Here is a 20,078-nt window from a genome sequence, read left to right as displayed (position 1 = left end):
AACCACTCCTCTATTTAATGGATTAAGACCCGTTTACGCAAATCGAAAGGCAATCCTCTGCTCTTCACCTGACTGCATATCTTTTCTTTTGTACAGATTCTGTTCCACTTCCTCTTCCCCAATGATAATGACATACTTTACTCCCTCTTTATTCGCTTTCGTTAAGGCTTTTCGAAGATTCTTATTGGTCCATTCACATTCAACACGGTAGCCCTGTTCTCGTAATTCACGCGCTACTAACAGAGCTTCTGTTTGCCTGCCTAATGGAACAATGTAATAATCCACTAATGGAGTAGTTGGCTGGTTCATAGAACGAATCGCTTCATACATAACATCAAGGCCAAAGGATATGCCAACTGTTGAGAACGTTTCATCTGTACCAATTAATCCACCAATCGCTTGATCATATCTACCACCACTGCCAATACTTGACGTAATCGTTCCATCTTCTAAAAATAGCTCGTATACCGTACTCGTGTAGATTTCTAGTCCTCTAGCAAGAAAAGGATTAAAGACACATTGTTTCTCAATGGCTAAAGATGTAAGAAACGACTGTAGTGCTTCTATTTCTGCTATTCCCTGTTGCACGTCTACACTTTCTTCCGCGTATCGTTTAAAGTAGTCCATTGAATGTCCTGCTTGTAAAAACGCCTCAATCGTGCCTGTTACCTGTTGAGATAGCCCTTGCGCGTGTAACTCCTTCACAACGTTGCTCGCACCAATCTTCTCCAATTTGTCGATAGTGAGGATCACTCTGCTTTGTTTTTCCTTTTCTACTCCTATACATGCAAGCATACCTGTTAACAGCTTCCGATTGTTATAGTGAATCACCATTGGTAATCCGAGTTTTGCACACGCATCCACCGCCATTAACATGCATTCTGCTTCTGCAACTTGGGTGTCAACGCCAACAATATCGACATCACATTGGGTAAATTCCCGAAATCTCCCAGCTTTAATAGGACCATCTCGAAAAACTTTCCCAATCTCATAACGTTTAAATGGCATGGTCAATGTTGGATTCATCGCCACTACCTTTGCAAACGGAATCGTTAAATCGTATCGCAGTGCCAAATCACGCTTTCCTCGGTCTGTTAACGTGTACATTTCTTCTAAAATTTCGGCGCCTCCACCGTATTTAGAAGCCATTAAATCGGTATAGTTCAAAATAGGTGTTTCTAGCGGTTTACAGCCATATTGACTAAACACGTCCTCAAGGGTTCTCTTCATATTCCGCCGTATAACTTCCGCTGCGGGTAAATAATCCTGTGTGCCTCTTACATTTTGGTAATCCATTTTCTTCATTTTTCTTTCCTCCTTTTTTTAGTAAACAGAAAAAACCGCACTTGATTAGTGGTACACTTAATCAAATACGGTTTCATGAGAAATAGTCTTCCTATGGGCGATTTTTTAGAAATCGGCTAGCAAGACTACTTGTTATGATGATGAAGTTGTGAGCTTACAAGTATTTTCATTTGGTATAGTAACATCCATACTCACCTCGAATGCTTATGATCGTATCACACCGACAAGGGAAATACAATTTGTTTTTAAAGGAGGCAGAAAAAACATTGGACGTTATTTTAGCCATATTAGTGAGCATTCTCTTCATTATTATTAGTGTTTTTCAAATCTTCTTATCTTTAGGTTTCCCGCTAGGTGACTATGCAATGGGTGGTTTCTATCGCGTATTACCACTTCCCATGCGTGTTGTTAGTGTTGCCAATGCATTGATCTTGCTCGTGATGGCCGTCACCTTTTTAACGTATACAAATGTATTAACTGGCTTTGCTTTTTTGCCTGTTCATTTACTTGCTTGGCTATTCACACTGTTTCTGGCAGTAAATACATTAGCCAACTTCGCTTCTAAAAGCGCAAAAGAAAAAAAGGTCATGACGCCACTTTCTGGTTTGGCGTTCATTTTATGTTTAGCGATTTTGCTCATGTAACTGAAACCTTCTTAAAAAGAGCCGCCGTTCCAACACCACCAGCAGCACCGACTGTGGCGATGCCATACTTCATATTACAGCGGGGTAATTCGTGAAACAAGCGACAGACATTGATTGCACCAGAAGCACCATATGGGTGACCAAGAGTCAGAGCACCGCCTGATACATTCACTCGGCTAAATGAGAGTGGGATGTGTTTTCCACAAGCAATCAGTTGCGCCGCGTAGGCCTCATTAAATTCCATTCGTCCGATAGCATCTATGTGCAAAGAGTTCCGATAGAGAAGTTTTTGAATTGCACCAATTGGACTTATACTAGCGTAATTTGGATCATCACCTGCGCTTACGCTATCGACGAATTGAAGCCACGGTTTTATACCTGCTTCTCGGCAGGCTTTTTCTGACATAAGGATCACTGCTGCTGCCCCATCTGATTTTTCACACGAGTTTGCCGCCGTAATGGTACCAGATGGCATTGTAAGAGGCGGCATTCTTTTAACTAACCTCTCCGAAAGCTTACGTATGCCTTCATCTCGTATCCCTTGATGTGCTAAAATTTTTTCTTCGTCAAAGCGACCTTCCAGATCCGCTTCATAAGCCCGCCTATAGCTTTCTAGTGCATACGCATCTTGCTCAGCTCTGGAAATACGAAATCCCTCGGCCACTCTTTCAGCGGATGCTGCCATATCAGGATCACCGATGTCGGCAGGGGCAAACGAGGCCCGGGGAATTGGCGTTTTTTCTCCAACTCGAAAGCGAGCAGGCTCAAAACTCGTACTTTCCACACCACCAGCTAGGTAACAATCTCCAGCACCTGCTTGAATAAAACGAGCAGCGGTGACAATGGCTTCTAATCCTGCTCCACACTGGCTATCGACAGTCAACCCGGGAACGCTAGGATGAAAGCCTGCTTCAAGTAACGAATGCCGGGCGATATTCCCTCCTTCGCCAACTGCATTACCCATTATAACCCCATCAACTGGTAGCGCCTTCCCTAGTTCTGCCAAAACTGCCGCCGCTAACTTTTCAGGTGTAACCTTCTTATGGATGCCCCCTTTTTTGCCAATAACCGTTCGTTTTGCTTTCACCACATAGACTGCATTCATCTCGTTTCACCTACCAACGCTTGTCGATCGACTTTTCCATTTGCTAATAAGGGCAATGCTTCTACGACGTAAATCCTTCTTGGACGTTTGAGTGTAGGTAAACATTCTTTCAGTCTTGCTTTTATTTGTACCAATGCAAACTCCTGAGCTTGAGCAGTTTGCACGAAAAGCACCATTTGATTACCCCAATACCTATGATACGTTCCAACCGCTACCGCTTCTTCTACAAACGGCAACACTTTTACCACTCTTTCCGTCTCTTCTGGGTAGACATTATGTCCCCCAATCGTCAGCATATTCCCTATTCTCCCTTTAACATGTAAGATGTGGTGTTCGTCGAAATAGCCGATGTCCCCAACTGAAAATGATTCCCCAATTGGCGCTTGTCCTACATAGCCAGTAAATAAATATGGGCTACGAACAACAAGTTGGCCACCTCGTTTTACTTCAACCTCTACACTGGGAAAAAGTTCCCCAACAGCAGCATTCAGCTGTTTTCCATTTGAATGGTTTAGGTACGAAACAAAACTTAGCTCTGATGCACCGTAAAACTCATAAAGCGTTGCTTGGTTAAAGATTGCTTTTACTTGAGCACGATTCGTTTCATGCCATTCCGCTCCAGACACAATGACTTTTTCAACATGCTGTGCATCCATCCCCTCCTGAGATAGGGCATACAGCATTGTTGGCACTCCATAAATAACGTTCACTCTAAAAGCTTCAATTGTATTCTTTGTTTGTTTCACTTGAAATTCTTGCTCTAAACAAACCGTTGCCCCAATATGGAGTGTATGAATGGTTGCAAATAAAAACAATGAATGAAAGAGCAATCCTGGTATGCAAACTCGATCTGACTGGCTTAGCGCAAACACTTGTTGCACATCGTCAAAGCTCCCTGACCACGACAAATGGTTCCGAACAAAGGCTTTAGGTTCCCCAGTGCTTCCAGAGGTAAACCCTGTGTAAAACAATTCCGTTCCTTTTGCATACGGAATAGCTTGTTTTTCGTCTGACGTAGCGAAACTAGACATTCTCCAAATGGGGATGTCCGCTTCTGCTGTTTGGAAACGATTGCTCAAAATAACGTCTGCTGTCGCTTTTTTAGCCATTTTAATCACATCACATTCAGACCAATTCGGATGACAAAGTACGCCATTCCAGCCAAGGCTTGTCACCGCTAAAAACCAGTACAATTGCTCATCTTGTTGCATCACATCAATTGCCACTGATAAGAGACCTTTCTTCTGATCTTTTAGCGCTTCACAATATAATTCTCCACGGTATTGCTCCACTTTTTCTTGAAGCATACTGTAAGTAATCTGTTTTTTATTGTAGATAACAGCGATTTTGTCTGGTAGCGCCAAAGCATGATGATGAATCTGTTTCCCAATATACACGAAAAAACCGCCTCTCCATTCAATTGTAAACTTATAAATTATTTGGTTTACAATAACACAAAGGAGCAAGATCGTCTATTTGAAAACAGCTCCTGTGGAGTCTGTAGGAAACCACTTAAGCCTCTTTGTACTAACGCTCTATTCAAAATATGAACAATCGGTGAATTAGTTTGTGAAATACTTCACAATTAAATAATCAGGTGTATACTAAGAGTATAAAGATAATGTGAAAACATTCACAAACTAAGGAGGGTTTCCTATGTTACATTTTTTACAATCATCTAAAATGGCGCAGTTGCTTTTAACCATTCTTCGTGTATCACTTGGCTGGATGTGGTTTAGTTCTGGTATTGGAAAAGTAGTTGGGGGAGAGTTTCATGCAGGTGGATTTTTACAGGCTGCTGCTGCAAATCCTGTGCTCAAAGGGGAAGATGTTGCCTACCCGTTATACGTCGCTTTTTTAGAACATGTAGCCATCCCTTATGCCGACCTTTTTAGCTTTCTCGTTATGTGGGGAGAAGTCCTCATTGGAATCGCCCTTATTGTTGGTCTCTTCACAAAAAGCGCAGCGTTTTTCGGTGGTATGATGAATACCTCTTTCCTCTTAGCAGGAACCGTATCAACGAATCCGCTCATGCTTATTATGGCCATTATCCTTCTTATCAGTAAACAAAACGCTGGACAACTTGGATTAGACCGCTTTACCCCTTCTATTAAACAAAAAGTAAAAAAAGACTATGGCAATAAAGATACTCTTGCCACTTCATAAGCACCCCACAAACAAACGAAATTAGCCCTCTGAGCGTAAGCTGTCAGGGCTATTTTTTAATCGTCACTCCTCATTCTTCACTGTCCCATCCACTTGTTTCTATATCAACTACCCAATGACTTCACAGCATGAGTGCGAGCTCTATGGCTAGGAGCCTACCTCGAAGCTCCCATCGTTAAAGAGATCTTACAGAGTGAAATATGCTGTTAGACCAAACTGTAAAACTACATTTTATAGGTCTTTCTTTATTTAATGTTCACTATCTAAACCCACTGGTAGCAGCAAGAACAGCTAACGAACTTCTTGGCAGTGCTTGCTTCTACCTACAACTTAATGAAGCGTAACTACCGGGTGGATAATGGTTACTAGTCATTTATTTTTATTACCTCATTTAATTGTTTTGTAGAATCCGCATTCAATAGTAAATAACTATCTTCATTGGTATTGAAACCTCTAGAAATTACAACCGTATTATCATCGATCTCCCAAATAGATACATACATTACCATTGTTGAATCAGCATGATTATTAACCATAACAACACGAACAGGTTCTTCATTAGGTATTTCATTAGGTTGATTACCTAAACTTTCTGCTTCATTTATAATCGACTTAAACTGGTTAATATCTTCTTCATTGGTAACCACATCTGAGAATACCACATTATTTTCATTATCGTACTTTCCAATTGATAATTGTTCATCCGATGAGCTACAAGCTGTAAGAAAGGAAGCACACACTAAAATACCAACTAGTTTCTTCAACATTTTACACACACTCCAAAATTTAAAATGAATCACATGAATTTATTGCAAAAAAAAAATGATAAATATTTATAGTTGTCAAAAAGATCAATTTGCTGACTACTTTTATCTTAATTGACTTATCTTTTTAAAAAAAATTGGATTAACGCATGAGTAAAGATATGCCAAATTCAATACTGTTTCAATCTATGTCTATTGCCTTCCTGAACTTTTTTCACCACCCTTCGACGTTTATGCTGACAGGTAAAGCCAAACAGGAGATGCGATCCTCAAATGTAACATCACCCGCTCCTCACTGTTTGCTTTCAGACTATCTTTCTATTCATATCGAGTAAATTCTGTTAATTCGATTAAACACTTCCAACAAGTGTCGCTGTTAAATCATGGTAGTAAATTCGTTCCATTTTTATACGCTTTTTAAGATGCTTCTTTTCAGAATGAATTTAACCAGTATACAAGAAACATAAGGATAAAAAAACTTAACGTCCCAAATAGATTGAGAGCAGCTAGTAAAAAATACTTTCTCCACAGAGCTAGAATCATGCCAACTGGTCCAATAATAAACGTTAGGAGAAATAACGGACTTGCCACTTGAAAAACGATATTAGGAACCCAAACAGCTACACACAGCAAAAAACAAATAGTAGACCAAAAAGGGTATGACCTCTTTTGTAAAGGTTTCACTTCTTCCATAACCTCGCTCCTCTATTTACACAAATTTCTACTTCAATTTAGCGAGACAGCCTCAAAATGCTCCACAACCGGAAACGGGTCATAAAAATGATGAAGGAGTTGCTTCCACTGAATATATTCAAGCGACTGTCTAAATCCAATGGTATGATCTTCTATGGTTTCCCATTTCACAAGTAACAAGTATTTACCTTTTACTTCATGACAACGTTGCAATTCATGTGACAGGTAACCTTTCATTGAAGAAATAAGAACAGACGCTTCTCGAAAGGCCTCTTCATACTCCTTTTCTTTCCCTGGGATAACTTGTAATAGTGCAGCTTCTACTATCATCTTCGCTCCACTCCTTCTCTAGATTTCAGCGCCTTTATATTTTTTTACATAACCATTGGCTTAGGTGTGGATTAAGAGACAATTCCATCCATACATTTCTCTATACGTAAATAACGATGTAGCAGATTCAAACCTTCACGAAAAAACCCCATGCACTGAGAGCATGGGGTTCCGACCTTTTACTGTGTTTTGTTTACTGAAGCATCATAAATAGAATCAACAGCTGTTTGTAGCGCATGGGTAAATTCCGATTCAGACTGATCGGCGTTTAGATCTTGGCTAAGGGCTCTGGAAAAACTCGCGATCAACCCTTGATTACGTTTCAGCTTCGTGTTGGCTTCATCACGAGAGTACCCTCCAGAAAGAACGACAACACGAACGACACGATCATGATCAACCAGCTCTTGATAAAATCCCTCTTTTGATGGAATGGTGAGCTTCAACATTACCTGTTCATCGTCACGTAGCATGTTCAAGTGGGTGAGTAGCTCTTCTTTTAATTGGCTCTCTATCGTTTCTTTATCAGCGCTATGAATGTCGACCTCTGGTTCAATGATCGGGACAAGTCCTGCTCCCATAATGGTCTTCCCCATTTCAAACTGTTGCTCGACAACCTGGTGGATACCCTCTTGATTGGCCTCTTTGATAACAGAACGCATCTTTGTACCAAACATATGCCGCTCATTCGCACGCTTGAGGGTTTCCTCAAGATGATCGATTGGCTTCATTAATTGAACGCCATCTTTTTCATCTGCTAATCCCTTATCCACTTTTAGAAAAGGAACAATGCCTTTTTTATTTGCGAGATAATCGGCTGTATAATCACCGTCAATCTTACGGTCCATTGTTTGTTCAAACAGGATCGCCCCAAGAATCTTATCAGAATGAAAGGCAGAAGACTTAATAATGCGGGTTCTCATTTCATGAACGAGGTCAAACATCTCCTCCTCTGAAGCATACGCTTCTTCTGGTACACCGTATTCAGCTAACGCTTTTGGTGTACTCCCGCCACTCTGATCAAGAGCCGCTATAAATCCTTTACCGGTTTTGATTTTTTCCATTTGCTGTGTATTCATGTCACGTAACTCCTTCCGTTTTCACTAAACAAATTAGGGTTCTCTTTTGTCTGTACCCTTTCTTTCCGATGTTTATACATTTACAGATTACCGTCACGTTAATCGCTAACACAAAAAGAACGCTCCTAGAGGACGTCCTTTTTATTGAAGCTTATTTCCATTCTGTTACTTGTTCAACTGGCATTCTGTACGATTTATACCCAGCTTCGTTCGCTTTACCGATCGAAATTAACATAACCGGAACGTATCGTTCTTTTTCTAAGCCAAATGCTTCAGCAATATTCTCTTTATCGAACCCGCCAATTGGATTGGTGTCATAGCCAAAGGCTTTCGCTGTTAGCATAATTTGCATCGATACGAGTCCGCCATCGATTAAAATGCTTTCCTTGTTTTGTTGGTCACTTATGCCTGATAAAAGACCTCTGATAGCTGGAACTTGATTTTCTTTCACCTCTTCAGGCATCAGCCCTAGTTCAACCGCTTTGCCATAGATCTCTTCAAGATAATCTAAATTATTCATATCAGCAAAAACGGCAATGACCGCTGACGACGTCTTTACTTGGTTTTGGTTAAATGAAGCAAGTGGTGCTAATGTTGATTTCGCTTCGTCGCTTTCAATTACAACAAATCGCCAAGGTTGTAAGTTAACAGAAGAAGGTGCTTTCACAGCTGCTCCCAATAGTTCAGTCATTTCTTCTTTTGAGATTTTAACGTTCTCGTCATAAATACGAATGGATTTTCTACTTTCAAGTACGTTTAAAAAATGTTCCTTCGTTGTCATTTCGTTTTTCACTTTATCCATTTTCATTACTCTCCTTTGCACGAACGGCTTCTTCAATGTTCAGCTCGACGCGCTGTATCATTTTATGGAACAAACTTAATTCTTCCTCTGTGAAGCGATCAAACAGTTGATCAATAAACTCTTTCTTTTCCTTGTATGACTTTTCTATCTCTATCTTTGCTACCTCTTCTAACTTAACCCATGTGGCACGTTGGTCGTTATCTTTTCGATACCGACTAATGACGCCGGACTTTTCCAATTGCTTTAAATGTCTCGTAATGGCGGCAGGATCTATATTCAATTGCTTCTGCAAGTCCGCTTGAAGAATTTCGTTTTCTTCAAGAAGGGCATGCAGTATTTGAATACGTGACGTACTGGCTCCAAAACAAGATTCAAAACCTGAACTCAACTCTTTATTTACAGACTGTAACTTTAAGAACAGTTCTACTTTAAGTGCACACGAATTCATTAATGGCCTCCTTTACTTGACTGCTCAATTATTGATATTGAAATGATTGACGTATCAATAATATAGGATGAACCGTCTTCTATTGTCAATACTATTTTTAAAAATAATTCTCTTAGGACCACATTAAGAAGGAATACATCAATAAAGCCAAGGCTTCACAGCCTTGGCTTAGATGCAGCTCTTCACTTAAAAATACAAAAGGGTGTTCGTTAGTTAGAGGGCACTTACTATAGCACCACAGATTGCCCCTGTTACAACAATCACCCAAGGCGGTAGCTTCCAATAAACCAACATGCTAAACAAAATCGCTACAAGCGCAAAATCAATTGGTTCAAAAACAGCACTTATCCAAATCGGTTGATAAAAAGCAGAAAGTAAAAGACCAACAACAGCTGCATTTACACCCATTAATGCGCCGTTTACTTTAGGATTTCGTCTTAACTGGTCCCAGAATGGAATCGCCCCTAGTATTAAAAGAAACGCCGGTAAGAATATAGCCACTGTTGCCATTAAGCCGCCTAGCCATCCATTCATTGTGGCTCCTAAATAAGCAGCGAACGTAAACAATGGTCCCGGTACGGCCTGGGTCACTCCATACCCAGCAAGGAATGCCTCTTCACTTACCAATCCAGTTGGCACAAATTCTCGTTCCAGTAAAGGCAGCACCACATGACCACCGCCGAAAACCATCGAACCTGATCGATAAAAACGATCAAACATGTCAATCCATTGAATGGACGTTAGTTCTCTTACTAGCGGTAATAGTAGAAGCAAGCCAACAAAGAGTGATAAGCAAATGATGCCAAAGCGACGCGATAACGGAAAGGACATTTCAGACTTCACATGATTGTCTTGATGCTTGTACATCACATAACCTAGACAAGCAGCCAACAGTATGATTCCAACTTGTGCAGCCAGTGTATGCCACAATAAGGTAACGACCAACGCGAGAAGGGCAATCGCTTTTCTTTTTAAATCGGGGGTTAAATTTTTCGCCATTCCTATGATGGCATGAGCTACAATTGCTACTGCCACCAATTTAAGACCATGAATCCAACCAGTTAACTCAACACCAGTTGTTTGCATAAATAGAGCGAACAGAATAAGAACAAAAATAGACGGGAGTGTAAAGCCGAGGAACGATAGAACCCCTCCTAGAACGCCACCACGAAGGACGCCAATCCCAATCCCTACTTGGCTACTGGCAGGACCAGGAAGGAATTGAGACAATGCGACTAAATCTGCATAGCTTTTTTCATTGATCCACTTTTTTCGACGTACATATTCCTCGTGAAAATACCCTAAATGAGCGATAGGTCCTCCGAATGAGGTTAACCCTAACTTTGTGGACACAACGAGGATCTCCCACCACGTATGAACCTTGCTTTTTTCTTTTTTGTGATTCAACCACAATCACCTCTTGCGAAAGCTTTTTGTTACAATGTATCTTAAAATACTATCACGACAGTATACGAAATCCTTCTTATCACGAGGAACTTTACAAAATCTTAAAAGTTTGAACGTGGAGAGACACCATTCAGTTTACTTTATAACAACGATCCTTGGTTGGAATTAAATTAACTTTTAACTCTTTAATCAAAGCTGGAATTGTAATATTAAATGCTCTAAAACCTCATACTTATGCTAGAATCCTTTATCAAGGTCAAGCTGGTCGCAAAACGCCTTCCCATTGGTTACTAAACACTCATTTGAGTTCAGTTCGCAATAATGCCAATGTTAGAAAGAGCGCAGCTTCTCATGAATTCGGTCACGTAATAGGGCTTGATGATCGTACAAGTGGTAAGTCAATAATAAATACAAGTCGTAATCGTAATATTGATAGAAGGCATTGCAACTGATATAGCTAACGTAAACAGAAGATTAATGAATAGGGGGACAATAGAACAAGACTAAAGTCTTCTTATTTATTTCCATGTAGTTGACTTATCTTTATAATTTGTCCTAGCAGACTTTTAGGCAACCCCTCACGAACGAACGTGTTTATTAACAGGTAGAAAGCACGCATCTTATCGGCTATTTAATTTTTTCTTATTAGCAATTTGTTATTTTACTGTACGACCGGAAAATTTTTTCACAGCAGAACTAACACGAACATACCTAATGTACGCCAATTTAATCATTCAACTCCCAAAATCAACCTAACATACAAGTCTAAACATACATTTCAATAAAGATGAAAGTAAATTATATATCAAAAAAGGTCATCATCTTTCAAACGTAAAAGAATTCTGTTCAAGTTTACTATCAATTATCTCAATAACTCTCTTTAAGTCTGCTATTTGATTCATCATATCTTCTTTATGTTTTAGTGCCATATCAATCAACTCTGGATATTCTGAAAGTAAATCATTCGCTTTAATAGTTAGAAAAGGTTTTATATTATCTAAGGACATTCCTACATTTTTAAGGCAAGTAATAAATTTTAGACGCTCGATGTCCTCGTCGTTATAAATACGATATCCGCTACTAGTTCTTTCAATTTCAGGAATTAAATTTATTTTTTCATAATAGCGAATGGTATGAGTCGATAAGTTAACAATATCTGAAATCTGTTTGATGGAGTAAGTCAAACAATCACCCCTTTTAAAAATAGTAATTAAATGATTACATTCTCTTGCCTTAGAGTCAACTCTAAGGTTTATACTTTTTACATTAGGAGGGACTGTTTAATGAATAATTCGATAAAAACAGCACTAATCACAGGGGCTAGTAGAGGGATCGGCCTAGAACTTACAAAAAAGTTAATAAGTGAAGGGTGGTCTGTTATTGCTCTAATTAGATCCAACTTCCCTGAAAATGAAATAGATATCAAAATGAAAATAAAGGAGGGAAAAATTAGAATATATAAAGCTGACCTATCAAATTTTACTGAACTAAAATTAACTATAAACAGTATAAAAGAAAATGAAGAGGTTATTGACATTTTATTTAATAATGCAGGTGGGAGTTTTGACAAAAAATATTACTCTGCCCAATCAAGGGAGTTACATTTTGAATTACACACAGTTGTACCATATATCCTTCTTTTTGAATTAAAATCATTATTAAAAAAGGGTTCAGATAAACTGATTGTTAATACAAGTACAAATGCGTTTAAATTCATAAATAAAATAACATATGAGAATCTTATGCGCCCAAAAAAATTCAAAAAATTAATTGGACCTTATTCTACAAGTAAGTTAGCCATGTCGCTCTGGTCTCAAGAAATATCCTCCGAACTTTCTAAAGAGGGGTTAAAAATACTTTGCGTTGATCCAGGAGGAAATAACACATTAAGAAATGATCGGAAAAATGGGATTCCTTTTTTTCTAATACACATAACAAAATGGTTCTTTCCTCATCCAAGTAAAGGAGCGGAGTTATTATATAACGCTAGTATTGGAAGACCACCTCATCAAACGGGTTCCTATGTCACTAATGGGAAAAAGGGAGAATTAAAGTTCAAAGAATACTCGAAGAGCATATTAGCAGAAATTCAATCTATATATTTGAAGGATTATCTGAAATAAAGATATCCAGAAGAAATGAATGCAATAAATATACATCATGAGGATTTTACTCTTTATCGCTCCGTTCATTAACGCTTTACGCAATAGTAATTCTATATAAGTATGGTATGTGAAATTTAATCTTCCAATCTTAAAATGTACTTATTCCTGAAGACAAAAAAAGTTGGCTCGAAAAATGGGTCAAAACAATCATATTGTGGGGGTGAATCAAACTTAAAAAAATGGTCTTATGCACTTTTAGCAACTGCCATCATCACGATTATTACGATTAACTCTCCGGGCGGAAAAGGCGATGTCGAACAAGCAGGTGGAGGAAAAGGCGACGTTGAAAAAGCACCAACTAGCATCATCCTTAATGTTTAATTTTGATGTGTTACAATCAGCAGAAGGAATTGTCTAACGCTTGAATGGAGCCGTTGAAACTGCTCCATTCAACATGTGAATTACTACTGATAGGTTTAGGAAGTATTAATTACCATCTTGATCTCAAATAGGTTTTGAGATTAGCACATCCTACAAAAAAGACAACCGCAAAGTAACGGTTGTCTTTTTTTTATCATTTAGGTAGATACATTGATTGGACATACAATAAAAGATGGAGCTTGTACACTCCCTCATTGTTAAAAGCATATACTAACAACGAGTTAAGGATACAAATTGTAACTTTTTCTTAATCTACATCCTCACCATGTGAAGCGAATAATTTTTCTAACAAATAGTTTTTCTTCTTGGTATTTTTAACGATCTTAAATTGAACACCAATCAGTGTATTTGATTCGTTCTACTTTACGGTTCTTCCATCCACCGTACTTCTTTACAAAATGTCAAGACGTTCAAAATTTTAAAATCTTATCAAAGAGGTTGTCTGTGCTCGTCTTTCGTTAATCGTAATTGGGCTAATATCTCTTTTTTGCGCTGGTCATCTACATAAATCTTACGGGAAAACACATCGTACTTTTCCATTCGAATTGCTTGTAAAATCTCTCTGTACATGATAGTAGCGCCATATACACTAAATTTGGCTTCATTAGGATACACATCCAACTGCTCTAAAGACTGGTCATAGTAGTGTTCGGCTTTTCTAGCTACTGCTTCCCACAGATCAATAAACGATTGGTCGACACCCCCTGCTTTTAACTGCTCCTCGGTCACCCCGTACTCATTCATCAGATCAAGAGGCAAGTAAATTTTACCTCTTTGAAGGTCCTCTCCCACATCACGTAGGATGTTCGTAAGCTGCATTCCTTTTCCAAGGGCAATAGCGCTTTCCCTCAATGCGTGATGATCCTTTGGCGCAAGAATAGGTAAGAGCATTAATCCGACAGTACTGGCTACAAAGTACGAATACTGCTCCAACTCTTCTACAGTGACGATCCGCTTTGTTCGCAAATCAAACGCTTGTCCTTTTAATTGATCTTTAAAATCCAATGGATTCACATGAAACTGGTTAAACACATCTTTTAGTGCTAGCCACTCGGGCTGGGAAACATCTTTATCTACAAGCATCTGATCGAACTGTTGTTCAAACGTCTTTAGTTTACGCCTTTTTGTAAACATCTCGCCTTCATCGTCAACAATGTCATCTGCTTGTCTGCAAAAAGCATAAATCGCCCAAACAGCTCTTCTCTGCTTTACTGGGAGAAAATGAAAAGCTTTCGAAAACGTAGCAGAATGTGTTTTCATTTTTTCATAGCATAGCGCATAGGCATCATCTAAATCAGTCATCTTCAATCATCCTCTTCTCGATAAAACGATGGTATACGTAAACAAAGCAAATAAAAGTGAAATCGTTAGTGCATGGATTATTCCAATTGTTAAGTTTTGATTATATGTGAGTACCATTCCAATCCCACTGGCAAGTTGAATGCCAATCAACCCTATACTGGCCAAACTAATGATAACGAGGGATCGCTGCTTTTTGTACATACGAATGGCCCAAACGGCAAATAGAAGTACGAGCAAGGCTAACGTCATTCCTGCAAGCCGATGAAACATTTGGGCAAACACAATCGCCCCTTCACTAAAAAGGATCCATTCACCATTACATAATGGAAATCCAGAGCATGCCGTCGCAGCGCCCATATGCTTCACAAATGCCCCTGTATAAATAACCAAGTACGAATAAATGGTGAGGGCTATCACATACCGAAGAAATGATTTTCCTACAGTCACCTTAAACGGATTCCACCGCTTCTCAAATGTAAACAGCGTGATAACAGAGACAGCCGCTAATGAAATGGCAGAAAAACCGAAATGAAGAGCCATAATTAACGGCGGTTGCCCATAAACAACTTGACCGGCTCCCATTAAGCCTTGAAGCAAAATAGCCGCTGAAGCTAAAAGAGCAAAAAAGCGAATCTCTTTTACATAGGATAACTGTTTCCAAGACCAAAAGGATAAGATGAACACAAGCATGCCGGCAATACTGGATGGTAAGCGGTGTGTGTACTCAATAATGGTTTCTAACGTTGGATTGTACGGAATAACATCGCCAAAACAGAGCGGCCAGGTTGTTCCACATCCCTGCCCGGAGCCGGTCTTCGTGACAATGGAACCTTGAAGTAGCACAAACAGTACAACAATAGTTGTTACGATGGCAAAAATTCGTAGCTTCTTCATACATCCCCCTGATCGTCTATCCACTCTAAAATAGTTGTTAGAATCATCTCTTGTTGCTCATCAACAGAAATAGCGGCTTCATTATCTCCAGATTGTGGCCCATATACCCCGAACTGAGCGTGATTTCCTCCTTCTATCTCAATAAATTGAGCAGTATCAGGAAGATTTGGGCGATACTGATTGATTTTTTCGGGTGTACTTAAGCCGTCTTCAGAACCACTAATCGACAGAACCGGAAGCTGAGACGTTCGTAAGTAATCATTATCAGCAGCGTAAGCACCTAGTAACACTAAACCAGAAACCTTATCCAAGTTTGCATCTGCATACATAGCGGCTGCCGCTCCTCCCATGGAATGGCCACCTATATACCAGTCCAACGAGTCAACGCTCTCCCTTTGAAACAACTCATTCGCCTTAGAAAGGTCAAAAATAGGTAAATTCAAGCGGACAGATGGAATGGCTACCGTGATGCCTTGGCTGGCTAATTCCTCACCTAAAAAGGCGTAAGCATCTGGTTCTACTTTGGCTCCTGGGTAAAGGACAAGCCCATTTTGCGGGTCATCCGCTTCAAATAAAAGCCAGCCATCTTGTGCCTTTACACTTTCTGGAAGGTCATCAACAGCACTGTACGTGTTTTGCGTCCATATATAAAAGCCTAGAATACTAGATAATAGGAGTGCGAGAATAACGACGAGTAAAATTTTTATTCTTTTCTTCATTAGAATCGAATCACCCCAAAACCGATCAGGCATAACAATAAAAAGCTGACAAAGGTTGAACCTAATAGAACGTAGGATTTAATAGGCTTCTCTCGCTTTAACAACATTTCTACTAAGCCTATGCACAGTATAGCTATAATCAACTTCATTACGAAGACGAATGGAAAAGAAAGAGAAATGGCTAAACCAATTCCACTCGTTAACATCAACACTGCAAGAACTCTAAAGAAGATCTTTAAATAGAAAGAACGATAGAACAGACTGACGATTACGACTAATAATAGAATCGCCCATGTTCCAATGTGCGTTTGATAAAGAACGTTATACATACGAATCTCCCCTCTTTTCAATATGTCTATTTTGACATATGAAACTATAGTAATAATAAACACTCGCCATACAATGGTCAAGAAGATATGGTATAGTTTCTTTATATTGACAAACTTTAAGGAATGAATAAGATATGAGTCTGCGATATGCCCTTTTAGGTATCATTTCAAAGCGACGAGTGACCGGTTATGATGTTGTGCACATTTTTAAGCAACAGATGGTTCACTTTTGGGGTTCGACACACAGTCAAATCTATACAGAGCTTCACAAAATGGAAAAAGACGAACTTGTCGACCACGAGCTTGTGATTCAAGAATCGTCGCCTAATAAAAAAATTTATTCCCTTACCGATAAAGGGAGAAAAGAACTCATTAGATGGGCTGTAGAAGAACCATTAAAGTCAGCCAAAATAAAAGATGAATTTCTTATTAAAACCACTATTTTCCCAATCTTAACTCACAAAGAAGTGCTCACTCTTTTAGATGAGGTGATAGAAAGGGAACGCATTACGTTAGAAAAGACAGAAGCGTGGAGAGACCATTTCAAACAAGAAAACAAGCAAGACCTTGGGGCTCTGTTAACAGTTGAATACGGCATTCGGTACGCAAAAATGTATATAGAATGGTGTCAGTGGGCCAAGCAATTAATAGAAGAAAGATCATTGCACTAAACGACGAGAATGAAACCATACAGAAACATAAAGAAACAAACTGCTGGACTCATCTCCAGCAGTTTGTTTGGTATCGTTAGTTTAGCGCTAAGCCCCCACTAGCATAACCCGCTACAGTATTTAGTAGTGTTAATCCCGTTGCTGTCGCCGAAAATACTAACAACAATCGATCGCCAGCCGCGACTGGAATATTTAACCCCGATGTGATCCCGCTTGATGTGGCACCTAGCGTGATCGCTCCAGTCAACGCTGGTGCTAACGTTACGACTGCACCAGGAATTGCTGTTAACGTGTTCGTTGGTGTTGGACCTGGAGATCGAAAGACTTGAGCCGTAATCGTGACGGTGGAACCAATTAAGGAAAGTCCCGCTGTCACACTAAAGAACCCTGATAACGCTGTAATCGTCCCACTTCTTGGAACAACAAAAGCAAAGTTTAATAATGTTCCAGCTGCACCAGTAAGATCAATTGCATTTCCACCCACTAAACTGACGCCTACAACCGAATTACCAAACCCGACTAAACTCGTTGTTCCTGCCAATCCACCAGCAATAGTTGTTAACGTTGTCGGTAATCCAGACGCAAATGGTACAACCGCTCCTGATCCAGCCACTCCGGTTGAACCAGTCGTTCCCGTTATTCCGGTGGCTCCTGTTGCACCTGTAGCTCCGGTTAACCCCGTGGCTCCGGTCACTCCCGTGGCTCCCGTTACTCCTGTTGCACCTGTGGCTCCGGTTAACCCCGTGGCTCCCGTTACTCCTGTTACTCCTGTTACTCCTGTTGCACCTGTGGCTCCTGTTAATCCCGTGGCTCCCGTTACTCCTGTGGCTCCCGTGGCTCCCGTTTCTCCCGTTACTCCTGTGGCTCCGGTTAACCCCGTTACTCCTGTGGCTCCCGTTACTCCTGTTAATCCCGTGGCTCCCGTTACTCCTGTGGCTCCGGTTATCCCCGTGGCCCCCGTTACTCCGGTCACTCCCGTTACTCCCGTTACTCCTGTGGCTCCGGTTAACCCCGTGGCCCCCGTTACTCCGGTCACTCCCGTTTCTCCTGTTACTCCCGTTACTCCGGTTACTCCCGTGGCTCCCGTTACTCCCGTTTCTCCTGTGGCTCCGGTGGCTCCGGTCACTCCCGTGGCTCCTGTGCCAGGACCTGTCGCACCCGTTACTCCTGTATCTCCCGTGGCTCCCGTTAACCCTGTCGCTCCTGTTATTCCCGTTGTTCCTGTTATTCCCGTTGCTCCCGTGGCCCCAGTTTCTCCTATGGCTCCGGTTACTCCGGTTATTCCGGTTGCTCCCGCTTCTCCCGTTATTCCGGCTACACCTGTGGCTCCCGTTACTCCTGTTAACCCAGTGACTCCCGTGGCTCCTGTGGCCCCTGTTATTCCCGTGACTCCCGTAGCTCCTGTTATTCCCGTAGCTCCTGTTATTCCCGTGGCTCCTGTTTCTCCCGTAGCTCCCGTTATTCCGGTTGCTCCCGTTTCTCCGGTTGCTCCTGTTTCTCCCGTGGCTCCTGTAGTTCCTGTAGTTCCGGTTTCTCCTGTTGCCCCGGTGACTCCGGTATCTCCTGTGGCTCCTGTAGTTCCTGTTGCTCCGGTTGCTCCGGTTTCTCCTGTTGCCCCGGTGACTCCGGTATCTCCTGTTGCCCCGGTGACTCCGGTGGCTCCCGTTACTCCTGTGGCTCCGGTTGCTCCCGCTTCTCCGGTTGCTCCTGTAGTTCCTGTAGTTCCGGTTTCTCCTGTTGCCCCGGTGACTCCGGTATCTCCTGTGGCTCCTGTAGTTCCTGTTGCTCCGGTTGCTCCGGTTTCTCCTGTTGCCCCGGTGACTCCGGTATCTCCTGTTGCCCCGGTGACTCCGGTGGCTCCCGTTACTCCTGTGGCTCCGGTTGCTCCCGCTTCTCCGGTTGCTCCTGTAGTTCCTGTAGTTCCGGTTTCTCCTGTTGCCCCGGTGACTCCGGTATCTCCTGTGGCTCCGGTTAACCCCGTGGCTCCGGTCACTCCCGTTACCCCGGTGGCTCCCGTTACCCCAGTTGCTCCTGTATCTCCCGTTGCTCCGGTTTCTCCTGTTGCCCCGGTGACTCCGGTATCTCCTGTTGCTCCGGTTTCTCCTGTTGCCCCGGTTATTCCCGTTGCTCCGGTTGCTCCGGTATCTCCTGTGGCTCCTGTTACTCCGGTCGTTCCCGTGCTTCCAGCTCCTGTTGCCCCGGTCGCTCCTCGCGACGCAACCAAGCTATAGTCCGGTGATGTTCCTGGCTCTCCTGTCGGTGGAGCTGTGTTCACTACGTACAAGCTTCCTTCAAAACTTACTAGCTGACCAACTGGATAACCAGGTGCTAACGCTGGATCATATTCGACAATCCCACTATCAAATCCAATTCCTGTTGGACCGGTTGGACCTGTACTGCCAGCTCCTGTTAACCCGGTTGGGCCCGTTGCCCCGGTTGGGCCTGTTGGACCGGTGGCGCCCGTAGCTCCATTAAATTCACACTCACATTCAAATTGACCTAATCCACCATTACGTAACGTACGCCTAAAATATTGGATATTAGTACAGTTATAAAAATCACTCAACCTACTCACCCTTTACAATGTTAGAAGAAAACTTTTTCTACTCATTATATTTTGGGTTCATCTGAAGGTTCTTCATTTCTTGATTCTTATCAAAACAAGGCCATCGCCCAAGTGATTAGAAAAACTTTGTTCAATAACACTTTTACTAATTATAGGAAGGTTGTAACCAACAAAAAGGTGCACGATGTTTTATACAAAACCATACAACTTCTGATCATCAGTATATCCTTAACAAATTGAATAGGAATACCCCATTGGTATCCCTATCAATTCTTCATTTATTTATAAAAAGACGAAATAACTTAAAAAAG

At 41.2% G+C, this 20,078-nt stretch carries 19 protein-coding genes; 4 read left to right on the top strand and 15 right to left on the bottom strand.

Annotation, left to right across the window (positions count from 1 at the left end; translation table 11 throughout):
- Nucleotides 1-33: 33 nt before the first annotated feature.
- A complete protein-coding gene (locus tag PQ477_RS11120) occupies nucleotides 34-1,305 on the bottom strand; it encodes a histidine--tRNA ligase (protein WP_274271816.1) in 1,272 nt (423 codons plus the stop codon).
- 266 nt (nucleotides 1,306-1,571) lie between these two features.
- Here PQ477_RS11120 and PQ477_RS11115 point away from each other — a divergent pair, with 266 nt between their 5' ends.
- Nucleotides 1,572-1,949, top strand: a complete 378-nt coding sequence (locus PQ477_RS11115; RefSeq protein WP_274271815.1) for a hypothetical protein — start codon at nucleotides 1,572-1,574, stop codon at nucleotides 1,947-1,949.
- Here PQ477_RS11115 and PQ477_RS11110 read toward each other — a convergent pair.
- Both PQ477_RS11110 and PQ477_RS11105 read right to left on the bottom strand, forming a co-directional pair.
- On the bottom strand, nucleotides 1,942-3,054 hold the full coding sequence (locus PQ477_RS11110) for an acetyl-CoA C-acyltransferase (protein ID WP_274271813.1): 1,113 nt from the start codon (nucleotides 3,052-3,054) through the stop codon (nucleotides 1,942-1,944). The genes PQ477_RS11115 and PQ477_RS11110 overlap by 8 nt on opposite strands.
- Nucleotides 3,051-4,451: an AMP-binding protein gene (locus tag PQ477_RS11105; RefSeq protein ID WP_274271812.1), complete on the bottom strand. Its 1,401-nt coding sequence runs from the start codon at nucleotides 4,449-4,451 to the stop codon at nucleotides 3,051-3,053. The genes PQ477_RS11110 and PQ477_RS11105 overlap by 4 nt, the downstream gene beginning before the upstream one ends.
- A gap of 259 nt (nucleotides 4,452-4,710) precedes the next feature.
- On the opposite strand from PQ477_RS11105, the gene PQ477_RS11100 reads away from it, so the two are divergent.
- Nucleotides 4,711-5,220, top strand: coding sequence for a DoxX family protein (locus tag PQ477_RS11100; RefSeq protein ID WP_038476786.1), 510 nt, complete (start codon nucleotides 4,711-4,713; stop codon nucleotides 5,218-5,220).
- A 365-nt stretch (nucleotides 5,221-5,585) separates the two neighbouring features.
- Here PQ477_RS11100 and PQ477_RS11095 read toward each other — a convergent pair whose 3' ends face one another.
- From PQ477_RS11095 to PQ477_RS11065, 7 genes are all read right to left on the bottom strand, one after another.
- Nucleotides 5,586-5,987 (bottom strand): hypothetical protein, encoded by a 402-nt coding sequence (locus tag PQ477_RS11095; RefSeq protein WP_035396221.1) that lies wholly within the window; start codon nucleotides 5,985-5,987, stop codon nucleotides 5,586-5,588.
- A 723-nt stretch (nucleotides 5,988-6,710) separates the two neighbouring features.
- Nucleotides 6,711-7,007, bottom strand: coding sequence for an antibiotic biosynthesis monooxygenase family protein (locus PQ477_RS11090; protein ID WP_055735524.1), 297 nt, complete (start codon nucleotides 7,005-7,007; stop codon nucleotides 6,711-6,713).
- A gap of 179 nt (nucleotides 7,008-7,186) precedes the next feature.
- Nucleotides 7,187-8,083: a fructose bisphosphate aldolase gene (locus PQ477_RS11085; protein ID WP_274271810.1), complete on the bottom strand. Its 897-nt coding sequence runs from the start codon at nucleotides 8,081-8,083 to the stop codon at nucleotides 7,187-7,189.
- A gap of 151 nt (nucleotides 8,084-8,234) precedes the next feature.
- On the bottom strand, nucleotides 8,235-8,864 hold the full coding sequence (locus PQ477_RS11080; protein WP_432813900.1) for a nitroreductase family protein: 630 nt from the start codon (nucleotides 8,862-8,864) through the stop codon (nucleotides 8,235-8,237).
- A 13-nt stretch (nucleotides 8,865-8,877) separates the two neighbouring features.
- Nucleotides 8,878-9,333, bottom strand: a complete 456-nt coding sequence (locus tag PQ477_RS11075; RefSeq protein ID WP_060705834.1) for a MarR family transcriptional regulator — start codon at nucleotides 9,331-9,333, stop codon at nucleotides 8,878-8,880.
- A gap of 213 nt (nucleotides 9,334-9,546) precedes the next feature.
- Nucleotides 9,547-10,740 (bottom strand): chromate efflux transporter, encoded by a 1,194-nt coding sequence (gene chrA, locus PQ477_RS11070; RefSeq protein ID WP_274271808.1) that lies wholly within the window; start codon nucleotides 10,738-10,740, stop codon nucleotides 9,547-9,549.
- Nucleotides 10,741-11,558: 818 nt separating this feature from the next.
- Nucleotides 11,559-11,924 carry a MerR family transcriptional regulator gene (locus PQ477_RS11065; RefSeq protein ID WP_274271807.1) on the bottom strand — a complete coding sequence of 122 codons (366 nt, stop codon included), beginning with the start codon at nucleotides 11,922-11,924 and terminating at the stop codon, nucleotides 11,559-11,561.
- 99 nt (nucleotides 11,925-12,023) lie between these two features.
- Here PQ477_RS11065 and PQ477_RS11060 point away from each other — a divergent pair, with 99 nt between their 5' ends.
- A complete protein-coding gene (locus PQ477_RS11060) occupies nucleotides 12,024-12,863 on the top strand; it encodes an SDR family NAD(P)-dependent oxidoreductase (RefSeq protein ID WP_274271806.1) in 840 nt (279 codons plus the stop codon).
- An 852-nt stretch (nucleotides 12,864-13,715) separates the two neighbouring features.
- On the opposite strand, the gene PQ477_RS11055 is transcribed toward PQ477_RS11060, so the two are convergent.
- From PQ477_RS11055 to PQ477_RS11040, 4 genes are read right to left on the bottom strand one after another with little or no spacing between them, the layout of a single operon-like run.
- Entirely contained in the window at nucleotides 13,716-14,588 is an 873-nt protein-coding gene (locus PQ477_RS11055) for a phytoene/squalene synthase family protein (protein WP_274271805.1), read from the bottom strand.
- A gap of 6 nt (nucleotides 14,589-14,594) precedes the next feature.
- Nucleotides 14,595-15,482 carry a COX15/CtaA family protein gene (locus PQ477_RS11050; protein ID WP_274271804.1) on the bottom strand — a complete coding sequence of 296 codons (888 nt, stop codon included), beginning with the start codon at nucleotides 15,480-15,482 and terminating at the stop codon, nucleotides 14,595-14,597.
- Nucleotides 15,479-16,201, bottom strand: a complete 723-nt coding sequence (locus tag PQ477_RS11045; protein WP_274271803.1) for an alpha/beta family hydrolase — start codon at nucleotides 16,199-16,201, stop codon at nucleotides 15,479-15,481. The genes PQ477_RS11050 and PQ477_RS11045 overlap by 4 nt, the downstream gene beginning before the upstream one ends.
- On the bottom strand, nucleotides 16,201-16,530 hold the full coding sequence (locus PQ477_RS11040; RefSeq protein WP_274271801.1) for a DUF1516 family protein: 330 nt from the start codon (nucleotides 16,528-16,530) through the stop codon (nucleotides 16,201-16,203). The genes PQ477_RS11045 and PQ477_RS11040 overlap by 1 nt, the downstream gene beginning before the upstream one ends.
- Nucleotides 16,531-16,664: 134 nt before the next feature.
- On the opposite strand from PQ477_RS11040, the gene PQ477_RS11035 reads away from it, so the two are divergent.
- Nucleotides 16,665-17,201, top strand: coding sequence for a PadR family transcriptional regulator (locus PQ477_RS11035; protein WP_274271799.1), 537 nt, complete (start codon nucleotides 16,665-16,667; stop codon nucleotides 17,199-17,201).
- A 76-nt stretch (nucleotides 17,202-17,277) separates the two neighbouring features.
- Here PQ477_RS11035 and PQ477_RS11030 read toward each other — a convergent pair whose 3' ends face one another.
- The gene (locus PQ477_RS11030; RefSeq protein WP_274271798.1) at nucleotides 17,278-19,767 is read right to left on the bottom strand and encodes an exosporium glycoprotein BclB-related protein; all 2,490 of its coding nucleotides are present in this window, start codon (nucleotides 19,765-19,767) and stop codon (nucleotides 17,278-17,280) included.
- Nucleotides 19,768-20,078 lie beyond the last annotated feature (311 nt).

Origin of the sequence: Shouchella hunanensis, from assembly GCF_028735875.1 — a bacterium.
GTDB lineage: Bacteria > Bacillota > Bacilli > Bacillales > Bacillaceae_D > Shouchella > Shouchella hunanensis.
The sequence above is the reverse complement of the archived record's forward strand: the minus strand, read 5'-3'. Positions and strand labels throughout refer to the sequence as shown.